Below are 20,808 nucleotides of genomic sequence, written 5' to 3' on the forward strand. Positions count from 1 at the left end.
AGCTGCCGCGCTTCACGACGCGGCGCGCCGACGCCGTGTGCGATCACGTCGAACGCGTGCAACCGGAAGCCGGCGGCCATGCGCGAGAGCAGCGGCTCGATCCACGGTGCGTCGACCGTGAGCCTGATGCTGCCCGTGAGACCGAACTGCAGGGTGTCCCCATCGCGCCACAGGGGCGGCACGGCTGGGTCCAGTCGGGTCACGGTCGTCGGGCTGAGCGGTGGCATGCCCCGATTCTCGGGAATCGCCGACCGCGATGGGCGCGGTTCCGCGCATCCGTGGACAACTCGTCACGGACGCCGTCCTGTGCAGGGCGGTTGCGACGCTTGATTCCCGGGGAGCCGGACGCTCGATTCCTGGGGAGAGGTCAGACGGGCCGCTCGCCGCCTCGTCCCTCGTCGTCGTCACGCTCCTCGTCGTCGCGTCCCTCGTCGTCATCGGTCCGCCGATCCGCGGCGTCGGCGGGTGTCCCGTCCGCTCCGCCAGAGCCTTCCGCGGCCTCCGATCCCGCCGCGAAGTCGTCTCCCTCGAGCAGGCGCGCCAACGCCTCGTCGAACTCGTCCGCCGCGGGCTGCTCTCCGCGCGCCTGGGCCTGCAGACGTTCGATCAGTGCCGACGGGTCGTCGATGTCGGATGCCTGCGGCATGAGGTCGGGGTAGTCCCACAGGGAGTCGCGACCGTCGATGCCCACCGCATCCGTGATGGCCTGCCACATGGCAGACGCCTCGCGCAGCCGCCGCGGACGCAGCTTCAGACCGACGAGGGCTCCCAGTGCGTCTTCGGCCGGCCCGCCGACGGCGCGGCGCCGGCGGGGGGCCTCGGCGATGCGGGGACCGTCGGGGAGGCGGGACGTCGCCTGCGCCGTGACCACATCGACCCAGCCGTCGATCGTCGCGACGAGGTTCTCGAGCCTCGCCAGAGCCTCTCGCTGGGTCTCGCTCTGCGCAGGGAGCAGAGCGCCGCCCTCGATCGCGGCGCGCAGCTCTTCGGGATCGGATGGGTCGAGTCGGCTCGCGACGTCTTCGAGCGCGTCGACGTCGACCGTCACGCCGCGTGCGAAATCGGTGATCTGCGCCATGACGTGCAGGTGCAGCCACTTGGCGTGACGGTAGAGGCGGGCGTAGGCGAGCTCGCGGGTCGCGAGGTAGAGGGCGATCTGATCCTCCGGGATCTCCAGGCCTTCGCCGAACGCGGCGAGGTTCTGCGGGATCACCGCTGCGGTGCCCGCCGGGAGCACGGGTATGCCGACGTCGCCGCCGGAGACGACCTCGAGCGAGAGGTTGCCGAGCACCTGCCCGAACTGGGCAGCGAACACCGATCCGCCCAGCCCGCGCATGAGCTTGCCCGCGCCTTGCACGATGCCGCGCATCTCTTCGGGGACCTGGGTGTCGAGGGCGTCGGTGAGCGCGTCGGCGATGCTCGTCGACACGGGATCGGCGATCTCCTTCCACACCGGCAGGGTCGCTTCGACCCACTCGCCCCTGGTCATGGCTCGGGGCGCCTCCGCGAGTTCGGAGATGGTGGTCGCCTCGCCCAGCCACAGGTCGGCGAGGGCGAACGAATCCGCGAGCGACGTGCGGGCGCCGTCGGCGATGCCGAGGCCGTCGCGGTTGGCGATGTGGAGGGCCTGACGCAGGGCGTTGTCCCACGGGTCTCCGCCGAACGCGCTCTGCAGCTGCGCCATGATCGTCTGCATCATCGCGGGATCGAGCTGGAACCCGTCCATGCCCTGGAAGGCGTTCTGGAGCGCCTCGGGATCGATGTTCCCTCCGCCCTGGCCGGACATCATCCGGCGCAGGAACTCCTGGAAGTCCTCGGGGGTGGGGTCGTTGTCTGCCATGTCGATCGCCTCTCAGCACGCCTAAAGCCCGTGCCATCTACGCTAGTCATCGAGACCGGTGCGTGACCCCGGAGCGGGGACATCGCTGTACGCCGCTCGCGAACGACGGAGGAATGCTGTGGATCGGACCCGGTCTGTGAAGGTCGGACTGGGCGTGTGGGCCCTGATCGTCGCGCTGGTCGCCCTCGTGGTGCTGACCTTCCTGCCGACGCCCTATGTGATCCAGCGGCCGGGCCCCGTATACAACACCCTCGGAACAGCGGCGGATGAGGACGGGACGCAGGTGCCGCTCATCAAGGTCGACGGAGCCGAGACCTACCCGACCGACGGAGCGCTCGACCTCACGACGGTCCAGGTCGTGGGCAACCGCGAGCGCACGCCGAGCTGGTTCGAGCTCGCGCTGGCGTGGATGGACCGCTCTCGAGCGGTCGTCCCGCTCGAATCCGTCTTCCCGGAGGGAGTGACCACCGAACAGCGCGATGAGCGCAACGCGACGCTCATGGTCGACTCGCAGCACGAGGCGACGGCGGCCGCGCTCAACGAGCTCGGATACGACACCGGTGCGCAGGTCGTGGTGCAGGACACCGTGGACGATCTGCCGGCGGACGGCGTGCTGGAGGCGGATGACGTCATCACGGCGATCGACGGGAGCCCGGTGACGTCGGCGAAGCAGCTGAAGTCCGCGATCCAGGAGGCCGAGGGCGCGACCGTGCGGCTGACGGTGCGACGTGCCGGAGCGGAGCAGACCGTCGAGCTCACGCCGCAGGAGCACACCGAAGACGGCACCACCACGTGGCTGATCGGCGTGACGCTCCGAACGGACTACGACTTCCCGATCGACGTCACGATCCAGCTCGACAACGTCGGCGGCCCCAGTGCGGGCATGATGTTCGCACTCGGCATCATCGACACGTTGACACCAGGGGAGCTCAACGGAGGCGAGGAGGTCGCGGGCACGGGGACGATCGAGGCGGACGGCACGGTCGGCCCGATCGGCGGCATCCGTCAGAAGCTCTACGGCGCACGCGACGCCGGCGCCGACTACTTCCTCGCCCCGCAGTCCAACTGCGACGAGGTGGTCGGCCATGTCCCCGACGGGCTGACGGTGATCAGCACGGAGACCCTCGAGGATTCGCTGGATGCGCTCAAGGTGATCGCCGACGGGGGAGACGTCGCCGCCCTTCCGACGTGCGAGGCGGCCGCGACCCCGTGACCCGCCCGTGACACGACCGGGAGCCTGCGCATAGTAAGGCGTGCCTAGGATGGGATCGTGACCTCGAACTCTTCCCCGAACCCGGCCACGCCTCGCACCTCGCGACGGATCTTCGGCATCTCGCTGGTGATCATCGCTGCGCTCATCGCGGCGTTCTTCGTCTTCGCGTCGCTCTACACCGAGTACCTCTGGTTCGACCAGGTGGACTACGCCTCCGTGCTGACCACGCAGTGGATCGCCACCGCGGTGATGTTCGTCGTCGGCTTCCTCGGCATGGCGGTGCCCCTGTTCGTCGCGATCCAGCTGGCTTACCGTCTGCGTCCGGTGTACGTGCGCCTGAGCTCGCAGCTCGACCGCTACCAGGAGGTCATCGAGCCGCTGCGACGCCTGGGAATGTGGGGCATGCCGGTGTTCTTCGGTCTCTTCGCCGGCTTCTCGGCGGCGAGCCAGTGGAAGACGGCGTGGATGTGGGCGAACGGGGTCGCCACCGACACGGTCGACCCGCAGTTCGGCCTCGACACGGGCTTCTACATGTTCGCGATGCCGTTCTACTCGAGCCTGCTCGCGTTCGTCTCCGCCGTGCTCCTGCTCGCGCTGCTCATCACGGCGATGGTCTCCTACCTGTACGGCTCCGTGCGCATCGGTCAGGGCGAGCTCCGCATCTCGAAGCCCGCCCGCATCCAGCTCGCCGTGACCGCCGGCCTCTACCTGCTCGTGCAGGCCGCGAGCCTGTGGCTCGACCGCTACAAGACGCTCGTGGCGCCCGACGGCCGCATCACAGGGGCCGCGTACACGGGAGTGAACGCCACGATCCCCGGCCTGGCCATCCTCGCGATCGTCGCAGCCCTCGTGGCCGTGCTCTTCTTCGTGACGGCGGTGATCGGACGCTGGCGCTTCCCGCTGGCAGCCACCGCCCTGTTCATCGTGGCGTCGCTCGTGGTGGGCGTCGGCTACCCGTGGATCGTCACGACGTTCCAGGTCAAGCCCAACGAGAACGCCTATCAGGCCGAGTTCTATCAGCGGAACATCGACGGCACCAAGGAGGCGTACGGCGTCGCCGACATGGAGGTCACCCCCTTCACGGCGGAGACCGACGCCGAGGCCGGTCAGCTGCGCGAAGACGCCGACACGACCGCGTCGCTGCGCATCATCGACCCGAAGATCGTCGACAGCGTGATCCGTCAGCAGGATCAGGCCCGCGACTACTACCAGTTCCCCGACACCCTCGATGTCGACAGGTACCAGATCGACGGCGCGAGCCAGGACACCGTGGTCGCCGTGCGCGATCTCGACATGTCGAAGCTCGGCGACAGCAACACGTGGAACAACCGCGTCGCCGTGTACACCCACGGTTACGGACTGCTGGCGATGGCGGGCAACCAGCGTACGGCCTCCGGCGAGCCGGTCTTCCTCGAGCGCGGCATGCCCACCTCGGGCGAGCTGACCGCGGCGGAGGACTACGAGCCGCGCATCTATTTCGGCGAGCACTCGCCGGAGTACTCGATCGTGGGGGCGCCGAAGGGCTCCGACCCCGTGGAGATCGACTACCCGAGCGGCGAGAAGGGCGCGAGCGAGACGAAGACGACCTTCGACGGCGACGGCGGCCCACGGATCGGCGACACCTTCACCAAGCTGCTCTACGCGCTGAAGTTCCAGTCCGAGCAGATCCTGTTCTCGAACCTCGTCAACTCCGAGTCGCAGATCCTCTACGACCGCGACCCGATCACGCGCGTGCAGAAGGTCGCGCCGTATCTCGAGCTCGACAGCGATCCGTACCCGAGCGTGGTGGACGGCCGGATCGTGTGGATCGTCGACGGCTACACGACCAGCTCGTCGTACCCGTACTCGACGAGCGTGAGCCTGTCGAAGGCGATCACCGACTCCAACACGCCGTCGCCTTCGCTGGCGATCGACGAGATCAACTACATCCGCAACTCCGTCAAGGCCACGGTCGACGCCTACGACGGCTCGGTGACCCTGTACGCCTGGGACGAGACCGACCCGGTGCTGCAGACGTGGCAGAAGGTGTACCCCTCGACGCTCAAGCCCGTGAGCGAGATGTCGGGCGACCTGATGAGCCACGTCAGGTACCCGACCGATCTGTTCAAGGTGCAGCGCGACATCCTCGGGGTCTACCACATCGACGATGCGGCATCGTTCGCGCGTCTCGACAACCGCTGGCGCACGCCCGACGACCCGCGCAGCAAGGAGCTGCTGCAGCCGCCGTACTACCTGAGCATGAAGATGCCGGGGCAGGACACCCCGCGGTTCTCCATGTTCTCGACGTTCATCCCGTACTCGGTCGGCTCGGACAGCAGCCGCGACGTGCTCATGGGGTACCTGGCCGTCGACTCCGATGCAGGGACGAAGGACGGCGTCAAGGCCGAGGGATACGGCCAGCTCCGCCTTCTGGAGATCAACGACGACACGACGGTCCCCGGTCCCGGGCAGGTGCAGAACACCTTCGACTCGGACACCACGATCGCCGACAAGCTCAACGTGCTCACGATCGGCAAATCGGAGGTCCGCTACGGCAACCTCCTCACCGTTCCGGTCGGCGGCGGCCTGCTGTACGTGCAGCCCGTGTACGTGCAGTCGTCCGACGGTACGCAGCTCCCCAAGCTCCGCAAGGTGCTGGTGGCGTTCGGCGGGAACGTGGCCTTCGAGGACACTCTGACCGCGGCTTTGGACGCGCTGTTCGGCGGCTCCGCCGGCGCGGCCGGCGGCGACGACCAGGTCGAGCCCACTGCGCCGGATGAAGGCGGGACGCCGGAACAGCCCGATGAGTCGTCGACTCCGACGGATGCCGAGGCCGAGGCGCTGTCCGCGGCAGCGCAGGCCATGGCAGATCGGGAGGCGGCGCTCAAGGACGGCGATCTGACGAAGTTCGCCGAGGCCGACAAGCGGCTGACGGATGCCGTCAACCGGCTGCTCGAACTCGAGGGCACGTCCGCGGAGTGACACGGCAGCGTGCGAGCACGGAGGGCGTCCCGCGGGGCGCCCTTCGTCGTTCCGCTCGATTCGCGCACCTCCCGAATCCGTGATAGGTTATTCCTTGTGCCGCGGGGTGGAGCAGTTCGGTAGCTCGCCGGGCTCATAACCCGGAGGTCGCAGGTTCAAATCCTGTCCCCGCAACAAGAGAAGGCCCCCTGATCAGGAGAAATCCGATCAGGGGGCCTTCGCCTCTCCCGCCTCGATCAAGCGTCGCAGCGCCCGCGAGGTCTCCGCGGAGCGCCGGCCCGCGTCACGAGACGAGGGCGCGGAGACGGGTCACGCGCCACAGCGCGACGGGTTCGAACGAGCGGCGCATCGCGCGCAGGAGCGCCCCGTGATGGGTGAAGCTGTGCGTCACTTCAGTGCGGCCGCCGTCGACGTCCACCGCGCGCCAGATCCCGCTCTCGCTCATGCCGCAGGACCGCAGCACGTAGCGGACCGTCGTGGCGTCGATCTGCTCGTACACGAGCTCCGCGGGCACGACGCCCCGGATGCGTGTGCGGTACGTCCCTCCCACCACGGCGGAGCGATCCGCGTTCGCCGCCTCGCCGAGCGCCGGGTTCCACAGATGGATGCGATCGACGATCAACTGCGGCGCGATCGACATGCTCGATCCCGACGATCTCGCCGGCCTGGTATCGGCCATGCGGACGGTCCTGGCCCCGACCAGCAGCCATGAGGTCCTGGAACGTCGCTTCCTCGCGCGTCGCAAGCCGGTGGCAGCGCTGACCGGAGGCTGAGCTCGTGACAGCCGGCGGATTGCGCCGCCCCGCCGGAGACGGCGAGGATGGTGCCATGTCCGACACCGCCGCTGTGCCCGTCGCCGTGTGCCAGTTCGCTCCGACGGTCGCACGGGAGTCCAACCGCGAGCGTCTGGGCGTGCTCACCGCGGAGGCGGCCGCCCGGGGTGCCAGGGTGATCGTCTTCCCGGAGTACGCCAGCTACTTCGTCGACCCGTTGGACGAGACTCTCGCGGAGAACGCAGAGGACCTCGACGGTCCGTTCGTCTCCGCTCTCATCGCGCTCGCCGCCGAACACGCCGTCGTCATCGTCGCGGGGCTCGCCGAGAAGGCCTCCGACGGGCGGCGGGTGCGGAACACCGTCGTCGCCGTGCGGGGAGACGGCATCCTCGCCGTCTATCGCAAGCAGCACCTGTACGACGCCTTCGGGCAGACAGAGTCCGACTGGGTCGAACCCGGCGCCGACCTCGGCGAGGCGGCGGTGTTCGACGTCGCCGGCATCCGATTCGGGCTGATGACCTGCTACGACCTGCGGTTCCCGGAGGTGTCGCGCGTGCTCGCGGATGCCGGCGCCGACGTCCTGGTCGTGCCGGCCGAGTGGGTGCGGGGACCGCTCAAGGAGCACCACTGGACGACCCTGCTGGCGGCGCGCGCCATCGAGAACACGGCGTACGTCGTCGCGGCGGACCACCCCGCGCCCGTCGGCGTCGGTCACTCGCAGATCGTCGATCCGCAGGGCGTCGTGCTCGCGGGAGCCGGCATCGTCGAGGGGATAGCCACGGGGGTCATCGAGCGTGCGGCGATCGAGCGCGTGCGCGCGGCCAATCCCTCGCTGCGCGCGCGTCGATACCGGGTCGAACCGCTGCGGTCAGAAGCCGGCTGACAGACGCGCCGCGGCCTCCTCGAGCACCTCCACGCGTTTGCAGGCGGCGAAGCGCACGAGCCCGGCGTATTCTGCGCGATGCTCCGGCGAGACGAAGGCGGTGAGTGGGATGGCGACCACGCCCGCGCGCTCGGGAAGGGCGCGGCAGAATGCGGCGACATCCGCTCCTCCGAGCTCCGTGGCGTCGGCCACCGTGAAGTACCCACCCTGGGGAGGCACGACCTCGAACCCCGCGCTGCGCAATCCCGCACCGAGGATCTCGTGCTTGTGCGCGAGCACCGCAGCAGAGCCGGCGAAGTACGAGTCCGGAAGGCGGAGACCAACCGCGATCGCGGGCTGGAAGGGCGACCCGTTGACGTAGGTGAGGTACTGCTTGACCGTGAGCACGGCGGTGATGAGGTCGGCAGGCCCGTGGACCCACCCGATCTTCCACCCTGTCGTCGAGAACGTCTTGCCCGCCGACGAGATGGTCAGAGTGCGTCCGGCCGCGCCGGGGAGGGTCGCGATCGGGATGTGCGTCGCGTGGAAGGCGAGGTGCTCATACACCTCGTCGGTCACGATGACGGCGTCGTGGCGTTCGGCGAGACGCACGATCTCCGTCAGCGCCTCGCGGGCGAACACGGCGCCGGTCGGGTTGTGAGGGTCGTTCACGATGATGATGCGGGTGCGGTCGGTGACGGCATCCGCGAGGCGGTCCAGATCGGGCTGGAACTCCGGCCGCCGCAGAGGCACGGTCACGAGTGTCGCTCCGGCGAGGGCGACGGCGGCGGCATAGGAGTCGTAGTACGGCTCGAACACCACGACCTCGTCGTCGGGTCCGTCGATGAGCGCGAGCAGCGAGGCGGTGAGCGCCTCGGTGGCCCCGGCGGTGACGATGACCTCGCGCGCCGGGTCGACCTCGAGTCCGTAGAAGCGCTGCTGGTGCTCGGCGATGGCGGAGAGGAGGTCGGGAACACCGCGGCCTGGTGGATACTGGTTGACCCCCGCGGCGATCGCCTGGCGAGCCGCGTCGAGCACCTCCTGCGGGCCGTCCTCGTCGGGGAAACCCTGGCCGAGGTTGATCGCTCCGGTCCGGGCCGCGGCCGCTGACATCTCTGCGAAGATGGTGGGCGCGACAGTACCGTCCGCCGAGAGCAGCCCGGCGCCCTCGGCCGTGCGCCACCATGCGCCGGGAATGACACTCATGAAGAACAGGCTAAGGCCATAGGCGAAACTCATCCTCGGCATAAGAAACGCACAGACACGGGCGGCACTCTGAAAGGGCGTTGTTGAAGGAGCACACCATGAACGAAGACAGCACCCAGGACCAGCCGGTACCCGCGTCGAACGACGCCGTTTCCGACGCCACCGCCGCATCTCACGCCGTCGACGCGTCGACGTCGCATGCCGCACCCTCCGCCGAGCCGCTGCGCCCGGCTGCGAGCTCTGCGGGGCACGAGGTGCCGCCGACGTTCGCCTCGTCGCAGACCGCGCCGGCTGCCACGCACTCCGGGCCGGGCGCACAGGCGCCCGCCGGGTCCGCGCCATACGGGGCGTACGCGCAGCAGACGCCCCAGGCGTACGGCGCCCCGGGCCAGGCATACGCGGGCGGTCACCATCAGGCGCACGCGGGCAGTCAGGGGCAGCCGCACGCGACCGCTCAGGGCGCCGCGTTCGGCATCCCCAGCGCGGCGAACACCCGCCCGCTCGACGGTGCCCCTGTGGCCCCTGGTGCGCCCGGTGCGCCGGCGGTCAAGGATCCCAAGCAGCCCCGCGGGGGCGTCAAGCTCGCTGCGCTCATCGTCGCGGCCGCGCTGGTCGGCGGCGTCGCCGGCTTCGGCGGCGGCGCGATCGTGAACGAGCTGGGCAACCCTCCCTCCACGGGCGTCGCGGAGGGACCGCAGACGGTCACCGTGAACAACCCAGGCTCTGTCAACGAGACGACCGCGGTGGCGACCACCGCGCTGCCCTCGGTCGTGACCATCGAGGTCGCCGGCTCGAAGGAGGCCGGCAGCGGCTCCGGCGTGATCATCAGTGACGACGGGTACGTTCTGACCAACACGCACGTGGTCACCCTCGGAGGCGCGGTGGCCGACCCGACGATCAAGGTGACGACGTCCGACGGCCGGATCTACGACGCGACCGTCGTCGGCACCGACCCGATCTACGACCTCGCGGTCGTCAAGCTCAAGGACGCCGAAGACCTCACGCCCATCACGTTCGCGGACTCGTCGAAGCTCAACGTCGGTGACACCACCGTCGCTCTCGGCGCACCGCTCGGGCTGTCGAACTCGGTGACGACGGGCATCGTGAGCGCCCTGAACCGCAGCATCCAGATCGCGTCGTCGGCGCTGCCGGACTCCTCCACGCAGGACGCGCCGCAGGACCCGCAGTCGCCGGAGGACGGCCAGGGACAGGGGCCCTTCCAGTTCGACCTGCCGGGGAACACGAACCAGCAGAGCTCGGAGACCATCTCCATCGCCGTGATCCAGACGGATGCCGCCATCAACCACGGCAACTCGGGCGGTGCGCTCGTGAACAGCAAGGGCGAGCTGATCGGCATCAACGTCGCGATCGCGAGCTCCGGGAACTCGGAGGACTCGGGCTCGATCGGCATCGGGTTCGCCATCCCGTCGAACATCGCCAAGCGGGTCTCGCAGGAGATCATCGACAACGGCAGTGCGACGCACGGGCTGCTCGGCGCGTCGGTGCGTGACGCGGCCTCGGTGGAGGGCTCCGATCAGGCCGGCGCCTACATCGCCGAGGTGACAGACGGCGGTGCGGCGGCTGCGGCCGGCCTCAAGGCCGATGACATCGTCACGGCGTTCAACGGTGTCTCGATCACGAGCGCGAGCGACCTCACAGCTCAGGTGCGCGCCGCCGCCGCGGGAAGCGACGCCAAGGTCACGTACGTCCGCGGAGGCAAGGAGTACGAGATCGAGGTCACCCTCGGCACGCTCTCCCAGTAGAGCGATCCGGCCCTCCGGCCGTTCAGAGAAGGACGTCACCCTCGCGATAGGCTCGCGGGGTGGCGTCCTTCTCTTTCGGCACCGGCAACGCGGCGAAGCTGCTGCGGATCCCGCTGTACGCGGCGGGCCGGATCGGGACCGTGGTGGTCCCGCGCGGGCGCCGCTGGGTCTTCGGATGCGGCGCGGGTGTGGGCGACGGCGCGCTGGCGCTGCAGCGGCTGGCCGCGCACGCCGGGCACGACACGGTGTGGCTGACCTCGTCCGACCGGGAGCGCGCGGACGCCGAGGCCCTCGGCATCCGTGCGATCCCGAAGCGCGGGCTCCGCGGTTGGTGGGCAACGGCCCGCGCCGGGGTGCTCGTCGTGACCCACGGCCTGGGCGACGTGAACCGGTACGGCAGCTCCGGCGGCTTCGTCGTGCAGCTGTGGCACGGCATCCCGTTGAAGCGCATCGGACTCGACTCTCCCGCGACCACCCAGGTGCCGCGGGTTCCCGGCGCGCGCCTGCTGCGCACGCTCGTCGCCGTGCTCTACCGCGCAGCGGCGCAGCGCATCCGCGTGATGCCTGCGGCGTCACACCGCTCACGCGGACGGCTCGAATCCGCCTTCGGTCTCGGGAGCGACCGCGTGCTGGTCACCGGTGAGCCCCGCGTCGACGTGCTGTCCGCAGGCGATCCCGAAGAGCGTCGCAGGATGGCATCCGCCCTCCTTTCCGGCGCTGTGGGCGCGCTGCCCGACGGTGCGCGGACCATCCTCTACGCACCGACCTGGCGTGACGGGGCCGCCGACCCGGCCGTGCCGACAGCGGAGGAATGGGTGCGCATCATCCGCGTCCTCGACGACGGCGATGCCGTGCTGCTGGTGCGTTCGCATCCTCTCGGTCAGGGTGCGTACGCTCCGCCGCTGCCCAGCGGTCGCGTGCGCATGCTCGGTGCCGATGTGCTCCCGGATGTGACCCCCGCGCTGCCTGCCGTGGACGTGCTCGTCACCGACTACTCGTCGCTCGCATACGACGTCGGTCTCCTCGCCATGCCGGTGCTGTACCTCGCTCCGGATGCCGAGGACTACGCGCGCACGCGCGGCTTCTACGGCCGCTATGACGAGGTGTCCGGTCCAGACCCGGCGCGGAGCTGGCGCGAACTGCTGGATCAGCTCTCGCGGCTCCTCGGCGACGATCGCGAGTTCTCGGCGCGGTCCGAGCGGTCCGCCGCGCTCAGCGCTCGCATGCACGCCTTCCGCGACGGGGGCAACACACAGCGGGTGTACCAGGCCATCCGTGCGCGGGGTGTGCCCGCGCCGAAGGGAGCAGCATGACAACGGCCCGGATCGACGAGTCGGCGCAGACGCTGATCGTCGCGGGGACCGGCGCGAAGCCGGCATCCGCCGAGCTCATCGGACCCAGAGCGCGTGTGTCGGCGCGGGTCACGGGCAGAGGGGCGACGTGGACCGCGACCTTCCCCTTGCAGGCCTCGCGGTGGGGCGGCGCCTCGCTGCCGTTGCCGTCGGGGGAGTACGCCCTCTCGGTCGACGGCATCGCTCTGGACGGTGTGCATGTCGCGACGACGATGCTCCCCGGGCTCCGTGTCGCGGTCGAGGGTTCCGCCGTGACGATCGCAGCCCCGGTCGATCCCGTGTACGAGACGCCCGAGGGGCAGTCGACCCTCGAGGAGCGCTACGTCGCGCAGGCAGGCGGAACCGAGAACGCGGTGTTCTTCGAGAGCTTCTACGGCCGGAGCGTGGGGTGCAACCCGCGAGCCATCGACCGAGCCCTCGCCGAGCGCGCGCCGGGGGTCACGCGGTATTGGAGCGTGGTCGATCTGTCGATCGCGGTGCCGGAGGGTGCTGTGGCCGTGGTCGAGGGCAGCCCGGAGTGGTGGCATGCGCGAGGTGCGGCCCGCCTGCTCGTTGTGAACGACTGGCTGCGCCGGCGCTTCGCGCGCAAGCCCGGTCAGAAGGTGCTGCAGACCTGGCATGGCACGCCCTTGAAGCGCCTGGCGCTGCACCGGCCCGGGTTCGACCCGCGCCGGATGGCGGCGGTGATCAAGGAATCCCGGCGATGGGATGTGCTCCTCGCGCAGAACACGTACTCCGAGCGCATCCTGCGCAAGGCGTACGCCTTCTTCGGCCGGCCGATCTGGGTCGAGGGATACCCGCGGAACGACGCGCTGATCGCGGGTGACGCCCGCGCGATCCGCTCCGCTCTCGGCATCCGCGACCACGAACGCGTGCTCCTGTACGCTCCGACCTGGCGCGACGACCGCGCGGAGATGGTGGATTTCGTCGATGCCGAGGACCTCGCGCAGGCGGCCGACGCCGTGGTGCTCGTGAGGGGGCACTCGCGGACGATCGGCACCGACCGCGACCGATCAGGAGCCCGCGTCATCGACGTCACCGGGTTCCCGGAGACCGCTCAGCTGCTGCTCGCGGCCGATGCCCTCATCACGGACTACTCTTCCGTGATGTTCGACTTCAGCGTGACGGGCAAGCCCATGTACTTCCTCGTGCCCGACCTCGATCACTATCGCGGGACTCTGCGCGGCTTCTACTTCGACCTCGCCGCGCGCGCACCGGGGCCGCTCGTCCGGACGCAGGAGGAGCTGGTCGCGGCGCTCGCCGATCCGCATCACGAAGCCGCCTATGCCACGCGGTACGCCGCCTGGCGTGCGCAGTTCAACGGTCGTGACGACGGCGAGGCCGCGCAGCGCGTGGTCGAGCGCATCCTGGACCAGGGATACGTCACGGCCTGAGCGGGAAGCGGTCGCCGGGGGTGCGCGTGCTGCTCACGGCCGCGACCGGAGCTCCGGCCATGACGGAGGGGAACGCGCGATCCATCGCGTGCACGCGGACGCCCACTCACCGGGCGGTCGCGCACTCGGCGGACCGGACACGCACGTCGGCGGACCGTGGGGCGTCTAGGGGAGCGGGGTGTTGCGGGTGCCGAGGCGCGAGGCGTCGACCGTGTCCCTCGCGCCCCGGAACACGCCGGCGAGGAAGCCGAGTCCCCAGGAAAGGTGCATGGTGGGCATCACCGCGAGCGTCCACAGCCGTTGCCGGATGCCGCCGCCCCCGGGCGCCAGCGCGACCGCGACGACGAGGAGCACGTACAGCCCGAGCGGGACGTAGACCGCTGACGCGACGATCGACGCCGGCCCGCGCACGACGCCTGTGAGCTGCATCGCCGCCACGACGATCGCGACGGCGATCAGCACGAGGAGTGCGGGCGGGGCGAAGAAGCGGATGCCGTTGCGGCGCCCGAACCGGCGCACGAGCTCACCGCGCCATGCCCCGGTCGCACGGAACTGGCGTGCAAGTCGCACCCAGCTCTCGCGCGGCCAGTAGGTGACCGAGAGCGCGGGGTCGAACCACACCCGATGACCGGCCTGGCGGATGCGGAGGTTGAGCTCCCAGTCCTCGCCTCGTCGGATCGTCTCATCGAACAGGCCCACTTCGTCGAGCACGTCTCGGCGCATGACGCCCAGGTAGGCGGACTCCGCCTCTCCCTCGACCGAGCCGCCGTGGTACGCGCCGCCGCCGAGGCCGACGGGGGAGTTGTAGAGCCGCGCCACGGCGCGCTGGAACGGGGTGCGGCCCTCTGCGTGCATGACGCCGCCCACGTTCGCCGAACCCGTGCGCTCGAGTGTGGCGATGGCGCGGGCCGCGTAGCCCGGGGAGAGCTCGGAGTGCGCGTCGACGCGCACGATCGTCGCGTAGCGGCTGGCACGGATGGCGGCGTTGAGACCGACCGGGATGTGCGCGGCCGGATTGTCGACGAGGCGGATGCGGTCGTCGTCGGCGGCCAGTCTGTGCGCGAGCTCGGTCGTCCCGTCGGAGGACGGGCCGAGGGCGAGCACGAGCTCGGAGGGCATGTCGAGCTGCTGCTCGAGAACCGAGGCCACGGCGTGCTCGAGATAGGCGCGCTCGTTCAGCACCGGCATGATGAACGACACACCGGCACGGGGTGCATGCGGACTGTCGGCGCTCATCCCACGATCATGTCACGGGCTCCGCACAGGTTCACTGATCGCCGCAGCAGCGCGCGTAACGGTACCGTTTCTATCCGTCGGCGGAGGCTGCGAAGGCCCGTGGGACAGCCGGCCCGGTCACTATCCTGGAGGGATGGGTGCTGTCTCGGATGCGAAGAAGGCCTACCGTCTCCTGAGGCGAGCGCTCTCATCTCGAACCGCGGTTCAGAGGGTGCGGCGCAGGCTGGCCGAGCGAGAGCCGCATCCGGCGGGGCACTACAAGATCGCCGTCTACTTCGCCGACGGCGCGGTGAACATGTACCAGATGCGGCAGTGGTACAAGCCGCTCGCCGAGCTTTCCCGTATCTGGCCCGTCGTGGTGCTGTCGCGCTCCGCGACCGGCGCGGACAAGCTGCTCGATGAGGACGCGCCGCCGGTCGCCTTCGTCCCCACCGTCCGCGACCTCGAGCGGTTCATCGCCACGCAGGACATCCGCATCGTGCTCTATGTCAACCAGAACACGCGCAACTTCCAGATGTTCCGCTACGGACGCCGCTGGCATGTCTTCATCAACCACGGCGAGTCCGACAAGATGTACATGACCACGAACCAGTACAAGGCCTACGATTACGCGCTCATCGCCGGCCAGGCCGCTCGAGACCGCCTCACGCGCACGCTGTGGGACTACGACGTCGATACCAGGACGATCGAGATCGGTCGACCGCAGGCGGACCACTACTCCGGGGCTCTCCCGTACGAGCCCGATGAGCGCACCGTCGTGCTGTACGCCCCGACGTGGGAGGGCGACCGTCCCAGCGCGCACTACGGATCGATCGCCACGCACGGAGAGAAGCTCGTCGACGCGCTGCTGGCGACGGGCCGTCACCGTGTCATCTACCGTCCGCATCCGCGCAGCGGTGTGCTCGACGACGAGTACGGCGCCGCGCACCGCAGGATCCTCGCCGCGATACAGGCGGCGAACGCCGCTGATCCGTCGGCCCGGCACGTCTACGACGACGGGCCGGAGCTGGGATGGCAGCTCGCCGCGGCCGACGTCGCCATCGTCGACATCTCCGCGATGGTGTACGACCGGCTCGCCGTCGGCAAGCCGCTCATGATCACGCGACCCGTCGACGAGCGTGCGAGCGTCGACACGAACGGGTACCTCTCGGACTGCGAATGGCTCACCGCCGACGCCGCCGCCGACATCGTCGACGAGGTGGAGCGCGTGCGTGCGGATGAGGCGGCCACCGCCCGGTTGCGGATGTGGGTGCAGCACTACTTCGGAGACACGACCCCCGGCGCGGCGACCGCCAAGTTCCATGCCGCGATCGAGGAGCTCATGCGCAAGTGGGAGTCCTGGCAGGCGCACGAGATGGGCACCGTCCGCCCGGATGAGGACGACGATGACGAAGAGGCCGACGAGGACGAATGATCGTGGACCTGCCTCGAGCGCGGGGGATCGCCTCGCGGATCTCGGTGCTCGCCGAGACCGGGTCGACCAACGCCGACCTCCGTCGGCTCGCCGGCGACCCGACAGGCTGGCCGCATCTGTCGGTGCTGCTCACGGACACGCAGACGGCGGGCCGCGGGAGGCTCGACCGCACCTGGGTGGCGCCTGCGGGCGCGTCGGTCGCGATCTCTGTGCTCCTGCGCCGGCTTCCGGCGGGCGAAGGGCTGGGGTGGGTCCCGCTGGCGGCGGGTCTGGCCATGGCGGAGGCGGTGTCGGCGCAGCTCCCAGGGCGTGACGTCGGCGTCAAGTGGCCCAACGATGTGCTCGTCGAGGGCAGGAAGATCTGCGGGGTGCTTGCCGAAGCAGCACCGGACGCCGTGATCGTGGGGGCGGGCGTGAACACGGCCATGACCGGGGAGCAGCTGCCTGTGCCGTCGGCGACCTCCTTCGCCGTGCTGGGCGAGACCGCCGACGTCGATGTGCTGCTTGCCGAGTATCTCCGTCGGCTCGAACTGTCTTTGCAGCTGCTCCGTGCCTCGGGCGACGCTGTGTCTTCCGGCCTGCACGCCGAGGTGTCGGCGCGTTGCGTCACGATCGGCAGCGAGGTGAACGTCTCTCTACCGGACGGCCGGACGCTCGCCGGCACGGCGACCGGGATCGACGACGGCGGTCGCCTCGTGGTGGAGTCCGAGGGAGTGAACATCGTCGTTGCGGCCGGAGACGTGGTGCACGTGCGCCCGGCCGGCGCGTGACACACCCGGTCTGCACGGGGTTCTGTCGGTGACCGCAGGCACAATGGAGGTGTGACGCATCCTGTGACGCTCGGAGGGCGGCCGACCATGCCGCCGCCGGGCGTGCCCGCGGAAGAGCTGCTGATCGCCCGGTTCCGCGGACATGCGCGCCGGCTCTTCTGGTCGGCGCTCGTGCTCATCGCGGTCTTCGGCGCGACGGCCTATCTCTACGACAACCTGCCGGCGCCCTTCGAGAACTGGATGCTGCTGTCCGCGGCGGCACTCGTCGTCCTGCTTCTGGTCGTCATCCCGTTCGTCGTCTGGTACTCGCGCACCGTGACCATCACGACCCGGCGTGTGATCGTGCATCAGGGCGTCGGCGCCCGCAGCCGTCGGGAGATGTCGCACGCGCGCGGATACACGATCGGCGTGCGTCGCGGCGTGCTGCAGCGGCTGTGGGGTGTGGGCACGATCACTCTCTCGAACGGAGTCGATGCGCCGCTGCGCCTCGTGAACATCCCCAACGTCACCCTCGTGCACGAGACGCTGGCCGATCAGATCGAGGTCAGTCAGATCCTCGCGCACCGCGACGCGCAGTCCGGCACGGAGCTCGGCTTCCCCGACTGACCTCCACCCGCCGCGTGAGTGTGCGGCTCGCGTATGCGCGAGAATGGGGGAGACGGAATGGAGGCGGCACATGGCGCTGCGCGTTGGCGTGATCGGTGGAGGCCAGCTGGCCAGGATGATGATCGCTCCGGCGGTCGAACTGGGGATCGATCTCCGCGTCCTGGCCGAGGGCGAAGGGATGTCGGCGCAGCTCGCGGCGACCGAGGTCGGCGACTATCGCGATCTCGAGGTCGTGCGGGCGTTCGCCACGGGCGTCGACGTCGTCACCTTCGATCACGAGCACGTGCCGCAGCACGTGCTGCGCGCCCTCGTCGACGACGGTGTCTCGGTGCATCCCGGACCCGATGCGCTGCAGTTCGCCCAGGACAAGCTGGCGATGCGCGCGCGGCTGGCCGAGCTCGGTGTTCCGCAGCCGGATTGGGCGGCGGTGCGCGATGCGGCCGAGCTGGAAGCGTTCCTCGAGAGCCACGACGGCACCGGGGTCGTGAAGACGCCCCGCGGCGGGTACGACGGCAAGGGCGTGCGCGTGGTGCGTGCAGCCTCCGACGCGCAGGACTGGTTCGACGCGCTCGGCGACGGTGAAGCCCTCCTGGTCGAGGAGCTGGTGGGCTTCGTGCGTGAGCTGGCTCAGCAGATCGCGCGACGGCCGGGAGGGCAGATGGTCGCCTACCCTGTCGTCGAGACGGTGCAGCGCGACGGGGTGTGCGCGGAGGTCATCGCGCCCGCGCCCGACGCGCCCGAGCGGCTCGCCCAGGTGGCCGAAGGCATCGGCCGTGCGATCGCCGAGGGGCTCGGCGTCACCGGCATGCTCGCGGTCGAACTCTTCGAGACCGACGACGAGCGGATCCTCGTGAACGAACTGGCCATGCGCCCGCACAACAGCGGACACTGGAGCCAGGACGGGGCCGTGACCGGGCAGTTCGAACAGCATCTGCGTGCCGTCGCCGACCTTCCGCTGGGAGACGCCTCTCCGCGCGCGCCCTGGTCGGTCATGGTGAACATCCTCGGCGGCCCGGCCGAGGGCGGCCTCGTCGACCGATTCGCAGCGGCGATGGCGGAGCATCCGTCAGCCAAGATCCACACCTACGGAAAGGATCCTCGTCCCGGGCGGAAGGTCGGACACGTGAACGTCTCCGGCGACGATCTCGATGACGCCGTGTACGTGGCCAGAGCTGCCGCAGCTCACTTCGCCTGAGCGGACCAGGGTGCGCGCGAGTGCGACGGCTCGCTTCCCGTTGCGTGCCGTTGGGGGAATCTCCCAGTGCGAGACCGTAGCCTGTTCTGGTGACTGAGCCACTGCACTCTTCCGCCGCCCCGCTGGTCGGCGTCGTCATGGGATCCGACTCCGACTGGCGCGTGATGCGCGACGCCTCGGAGGCGCTCACGGACTTCGGGATCGCGCACGAGGTGGAGGTCGTCTCGGCGCACCGCACACCCGACAAGCTCATGTCCTACGCGCGTGACGCGCGGGCGCGCGGCATCAGGGTCATCATCGCCGGCGCGGGCGGCGCAGCGCATCTTCCGGGCATGCTCGCGTCGATGACACCGCTCCCGGTCATCGGAGTGCCGGTGCCGCTGGCGTATCTCGACGGCATGGATTCGCTCCTGTCGATCGTGCAGATGCCCGCGGGCATTCCTGTCGCGACGGTGTCCATCGGCGGTGCTCGCAACGCCGGCCTTCTCGCTGCGCGCATCCTCGGAACGTCCGACGACGCGCTCGCCGATCGCATGGAGGCGTATGCGCGAGAGCTAGAGGCGCAGGTCGCAGAGAAGAACGATCGGCTGAAGGACTCCCTGTGACTCTTGCGCCGCCGCGGCCGCGCGCACGGCCCCTGATCGAGACTCGTCCCCTGCGGCATCCGGACGCGTCGGACGGCGGGGTCATGAGCAAGCGGGCGTGGTGGCTCGTCGTGCTCAACGTGCTGCTCCCCGGATCCGCGCAGGTGCTCGCCGGAAGCCGCAGGCTGGGTCGATTCGGGCTCGGTGCGACGCTGTTCGCCTGGTTCCTCGTGCTCGCGACCATCGGTCTCGGCCTGTTCGCCCGGCCGTTTCTTCTCTGGCTGACCGTAGGTGCCGGGTGGTTCTCGGCGGTCGTCCTGACGATCGTGCAGATCCTGCTCGCCGCCTATGTCGTGCTGTGGGTGGTGCTGACCTTCGATACGCTCCGCCTCACCCGGTTGGTGAAGGTGCCGCCCGTCTCGCGGTTCGCCGTACCCGTGGTCGCACTCGTGCTGCTGGGACTCGTCGGCGGAAGCGCGGCGTATGCGGCATCGATCGTGGGCACCGCGCGCGACACGATCGGCGCGATCTTCGGCAGCAGCGGTCCGAGCCTCCCGGCGAGCGATGGGTACTACAACATCCTCCTGCTCGGCGCCGACAGCGGTGAGGGGCGCGATTCCATGCGCTTCGACAGCATCTCCGTCGTCTCCGTGAACGCCTCGACCGGTGCTGTGACCATCACCGGCATCCCACGCGACATGCCCAACTTCCCGTTCGCCGAAGACAGCCCCATGCGGGACCCCGAGCGCGTCGGATTCGACTACCGCAACTACTTCGAGGGCCACAGCGACCCGACCTGCGGGTGGGGATCGGGCATCAACCAGCTCACCAACGCCGTGCAGGTGTGTCGCGCCGACGAGGGCAAGGGCCTCTACCCGGATGCCGCCGCGCACGGGTCCAATCCCGAGATCGAGGCGACCAAGGACGCGGCCGAGGGCATTCTCGGCATCGAGATCCCGTACTACGTCTTCCTCGACATGAAGGGCTTCGCGAACCTCGTCGATGCGCTCGGCGGCGTGAAGATCACCGTCGCCGAGCGGTTGCCGAAGGGCGGCCCGCCTCCCGGTTCCGGCGCCCACGACGTCGACTCCTGGGCGATCGGGTGGATCGAACCGGGCGAGCAGATCATGGATGGCGATACCGCACAGTGGTATGCGCGCTCACGGTACACGACGAGCGACTGGGACCGCATGCTTCGCCAGAGGCAGCTCCAGGAGGCGATCCTCGCGCAATTCACCCCGCAGACCGTGCTCACGCGCTTCAACGAGGTCGCGGCCGCGGGGACGGCGATCGTGCACACCGATCTCCCGCAGGACAAGCTGCCGGAGTTCTTCGATCTGATGACGAAGGCGAAAGAGCAGCCTGTGACGACGATCGAGCTGACGCCGGACAACGGCGTACCGGAGAAGGACATCGACTTCGCCGCCGTGCACGAGCTGGTTCAGAACACGCTGCACCCACCGACGGCGACTCCGACCCCGACGCCCTGACCGCGCGGCCGACGCAAGAGGTCACCGCCGATGGAAGTGGCCCGGCTTGGTGAGCGGTGCTGTGCCGAGCAACAGTGCCGGAGATCTGTCACTGAGTTCGGCGGGGGCGCGAGCTCGGCGGGGGAGCCTGTTGCACTCCGAACGAGTAA

General features: G+C 69.7%; 17 protein-coding genes and 1 tRNA gene. 14 read left to right on the plus strand and 4 right to left on the minus strand.

The window, feature by feature from the left end; translation table 11 throughout:
- Positions 1–367: 367 nt before the first annotated feature.
- The gene (locus tag AB663_RS09635) at positions 368–1,840 is read right to left on the minus strand and encodes a zinc-dependent metalloprotease (protein WP_067198369.1); all 1,473 of its coding nucleotides are present in this window, start codon (positions 1,838–1,840) and stop codon (positions 368–370) included.
- A 118-nt stretch (positions 1,841–1,958) separates the two neighbouring features.
- On the opposite strand from AB663_RS09635, the gene AB663_RS09640 reads away from it, so the two are divergent.
- From AB663_RS09640 to AB663_RS09650, 3 genes are all read left to right on the plus strand, one after another.
- Positions 1,959–3,053, plus strand: a complete 1,095-nt coding sequence (locus AB663_RS09640) for a YlbL family protein (RefSeq protein WP_083511195.1) — start codon at positions 1,959–1,961, stop codon at positions 3,051–3,053.
- Positions 3,054–3,110: 57 nt separating this feature from the next.
- Complete coding sequence (locus AB663_RS09645; RefSeq protein ID WP_067198371.1) at positions 3,111–6,014, plus strand: UPF0182 family membrane protein; 2,904 nt, start codon at positions 3,111–3,113, stop codon at positions 6,012–6,014.
- 100 nt (positions 6,015–6,114) lie between these two features.
- Positions 6,115–6,188: transfer RNA gene (locus tag AB663_RS09650), tRNA-Met, on the plus strand.
- Between the two features lie 109 nt (positions 6,189–6,297).
- Here the strand turns inward: AB663_RS09650 and AB663_RS09655 are convergent.
- A complete protein-coding gene (locus tag AB663_RS09655) occupies positions 6,298–6,654 on the minus strand; it encodes a hypothetical protein (protein ID WP_067198373.1) in 357 nt (118 codons plus the stop codon).
- Between AB663_RS09655 and AB663_RS17635 the strand changes: the two genes are divergently transcribed.
- The gene (locus AB663_RS17635; RefSeq protein WP_257720780.1) at positions 6,653–6,787 is read left to right on the plus strand and encodes a hypothetical protein; all 135 of its coding nucleotides are present in this window, start codon (positions 6,653–6,655) and stop codon (positions 6,785–6,787) included. The genes AB663_RS09655 and AB663_RS17635 overlap by 2 nt on opposite strands.
- A gap of 55 nt (positions 6,788–6,842) precedes the next feature.
- On the plus strand, positions 6,843–7,670 hold the full coding sequence (locus tag AB663_RS09660; protein WP_067198376.1) for a carbon-nitrogen hydrolase family protein: 828 nt from the start codon (positions 6,843–6,845) through the stop codon (positions 7,668–7,670).
- On the opposite strand, the gene AB663_RS09665 is transcribed toward AB663_RS09660, so the two are convergent.
- Positions 7,656–8,855 carry an aminotransferase class I/II-fold pyridoxal phosphate-dependent enzyme gene (locus AB663_RS09665; protein ID WP_067198379.1) on the minus strand — a complete coding sequence of 400 codons (1,200 nt, stop codon included), beginning with the start codon at positions 8,853–8,855 and terminating at the stop codon, positions 7,656–7,658. The two genes, AB663_RS09660 and AB663_RS09665, sit on opposite strands and share 15 nt — an antisense overlap.
- Before the next feature lie 98 nt (positions 8,856–8,953).
- Here AB663_RS09665 and AB663_RS09670 point away from each other — a divergent pair, with 98 nt between their 5' ends.
- From AB663_RS09670 to AB663_RS09680, 3 genes are read left to right on the plus strand one after another with little or no spacing between them, the layout of a single operon-like run.
- Positions 8,954–10,618 (plus strand): S1C family serine protease, encoded by a 1,665-nt coding sequence (locus AB663_RS09670; protein ID WP_067198381.1) that lies wholly within the window; start codon positions 8,954–8,956, stop codon positions 10,616–10,618.
- 59 nt (positions 10,619–10,677) lie between these two features.
- On the plus strand, positions 10,678–11,931 hold the full coding sequence (locus tag AB663_RS09675) for a CDP-glycerol glycerophosphotransferase family protein (RefSeq protein ID WP_067198384.1): 1,254 nt from the start codon (positions 10,678–10,680) through the stop codon (positions 11,929–11,931).
- The gene (locus AB663_RS09680; protein WP_067198386.1) at positions 11,928–13,364 is read left to right on the plus strand and encodes a CDP-glycerol glycerophosphotransferase family protein; all 1,437 of its coding nucleotides are present in this window, start codon (positions 11,928–11,930) and stop codon (positions 13,362–13,364) included. The genes AB663_RS09675 and AB663_RS09680 overlap by 4 nt, the downstream gene beginning before the upstream one ends.
- 165 nt (positions 13,365–13,529) lie before the next feature.
- Here AB663_RS09680 and AB663_RS09685 read toward each other — a convergent pair whose 3' ends face one another.
- Positions 13,530–14,600: a glycosyltransferase family 2 protein gene (locus AB663_RS09685; protein WP_067198388.1), complete on the minus strand. Its 1,071-nt coding sequence runs from the start codon at positions 14,598–14,600 to the stop codon at positions 13,530–13,532.
- Between the two features lie 133 nt (positions 14,601–14,733).
- On the opposite strand from AB663_RS09685, the gene AB663_RS09690 reads away from it, so the two are divergent.
- The 6 genes from AB663_RS09690 to AB663_RS09715 all read left to right on the plus strand — a co-directional run bounded on the left by AB663_RS09690 (position 14,734) and on the right by AB663_RS09715 (position 20,659).
- Complete coding sequence (locus AB663_RS09690) at positions 14,734–16,014, plus strand: CDP-glycerol glycerophosphotransferase family protein (protein ID WP_067198390.1); 1,281 nt, start codon at positions 14,734–14,736, stop codon at positions 16,012–16,014.
- Positions 16,011–16,784, plus strand: coding sequence for a biotin--[acetyl-CoA-carboxylase] ligase (locus tag AB663_RS09695; protein ID WP_067198393.1), 774 nt, complete (start codon positions 16,011–16,013; stop codon positions 16,782–16,784). The genes AB663_RS09690 and AB663_RS09695 overlap by 4 nt, the downstream gene beginning before the upstream one ends.
- 87 nt (positions 16,785–16,871) lie before the next feature.
- Positions 16,872–17,390, plus strand: coding sequence for a PH domain-containing protein (locus AB663_RS09700; RefSeq protein WP_067202541.1), 519 nt, complete (start codon positions 16,872–16,874; stop codon positions 17,388–17,390).
- Positions 17,391–17,460: 70 nt separating this feature from the next.
- Positions 17,461–18,585: a 5-(carboxyamino)imidazole ribonucleotide synthase gene (locus AB663_RS09705; RefSeq protein WP_067198395.1), complete on the plus strand. Its 1,125-nt coding sequence runs from the start codon at positions 17,461–17,463 to the stop codon at positions 18,583–18,585.
- Positions 18,586–18,722: 137 nt separating this feature from the next.
- Entirely contained in the window at positions 18,723–19,190 is a 468-nt protein-coding gene (gene purE / locus AB663_RS09710; RefSeq protein ID WP_067202544.1) for a 5-(carboxyamino)imidazole ribonucleotide mutase, read from the plus strand.
- Positions 19,191–19,273: 83 nt separating this feature from the next.
- Positions 19,274–20,659, plus strand: a complete 1,386-nt coding sequence (locus tag AB663_RS09715; protein WP_083511347.1) for an LCP family protein — start codon at positions 19,274–19,276, stop codon at positions 20,657–20,659.
- The last annotated feature ends 149 nt before the right edge of the window (positions 20,660–20,808 follow it).

The sequence above is a fragment of the Microbacterium sp. XT11 genome (assembly GCF_001513675.1).
Taxonomy (GTDB): Bacteria; Actinomycetota; Actinomycetes; order Actinomycetales; family Microbacteriaceae; genus Microbacterium.

What these genes read in the sequence shown, in the direction of transcription:
- AB663_RS09635 (WP_067198369.1), bottom strand. Translation starts at nt 1,840, where the DNA reads ATGGCAGACAACGACCCCACCCCCGAGGACTTCCAGGAGTTCCTGCGC.
- AB663_RS17635 (WP_257720780.1), top strand. Translation starts at nt 6,653, where the DNA reads ATGCTCGATCCCGACGATCTCGCCGGCCTGGTATCGGCCATGCGGACG.
- AB663_RS09655 (WP_067198373.1), bottom strand. Translation starts at nt 6,654, where the DNA reads ATGTCGATCGCGCCGCAGTTGATCGTCGATCGCATCCATCTGTGGAAC.
- AB663_RS09660 (WP_067198376.1), top strand. Translation starts at nt 6,843, where the DNA reads ATGTCCGACACCGCCGCTGTGCCCGTCGCCGTGTGCCAGTTCGCTCCG.
- AB663_RS09665 (WP_067198379.1), bottom strand. Translation starts at nt 8,855, where the DNA reads ATGAGTGTCATTCCCGGCGCATGGTGGCGCACGGCCGAGGGCGCCGGG.
- AB663_RS09670 (WP_067198381.1), top strand. Translation starts at nt 8,954, where the DNA reads ATGAACGAAGACAGCACCCAGGACCAGCCGGTACCCGCGTCGAACGAC.
- AB663_RS09680 (WP_067198386.1), top strand. Translation starts at nt 11,928, where the DNA reads ATGACAACGGCCCGGATCGACGAGTCGGCGCAGACGCTGATCGTCGCG.
- AB663_RS09685 (WP_067198388.1), bottom strand. Translation starts at nt 14,600, where the DNA reads ATGAGCGCCGACAGTCCGCATGCACCCCGTGCCGGTGTGTCGTTCATC.
- AB663_RS09690 (WP_067198390.1), top strand. Translation starts at nt 14,734, where the DNA reads ATGGGTGCTGTCTCGGATGCGAAGAAGGCCTACCGTCTCCTGAGGCGA.
- AB663_RS09695 (WP_067198393.1), top strand. Translation starts at nt 16,011, where the DNA reads ATGATCGTGGACCTGCCTCGAGCGCGGGGGATCGCCTCGCGGATCTCG.
- AB663_RS09700 (WP_067202541.1), top strand. Translation starts at nt 16,872, where the DNA reads ATGCCGCCGCCGGGCGTGCCCGCGGAAGAGCTGCTGATCGCCCGGTTC.
- AB663_RS09705 (WP_067198395.1), top strand. Translation starts at nt 17,461, where the DNA reads ATGGCGCTGCGCGTTGGCGTGATCGGTGGAGGCCAGCTGGCCAGGATG.
- purE (WP_067202544.1), top strand. Translation starts at nt 18,723, where the DNA reads ATGGGATCCGACTCCGACTGGCGCGTGATGCGCGACGCCTCGGAGGCG.
- AB663_RS09715 (WP_083511347.1), top strand. Translation starts at nt 19,274, where the DNA reads ATGAGCAAGCGGGCGTGGTGGCTCGTCGTGCTCAACGTGCTGCTCCCC.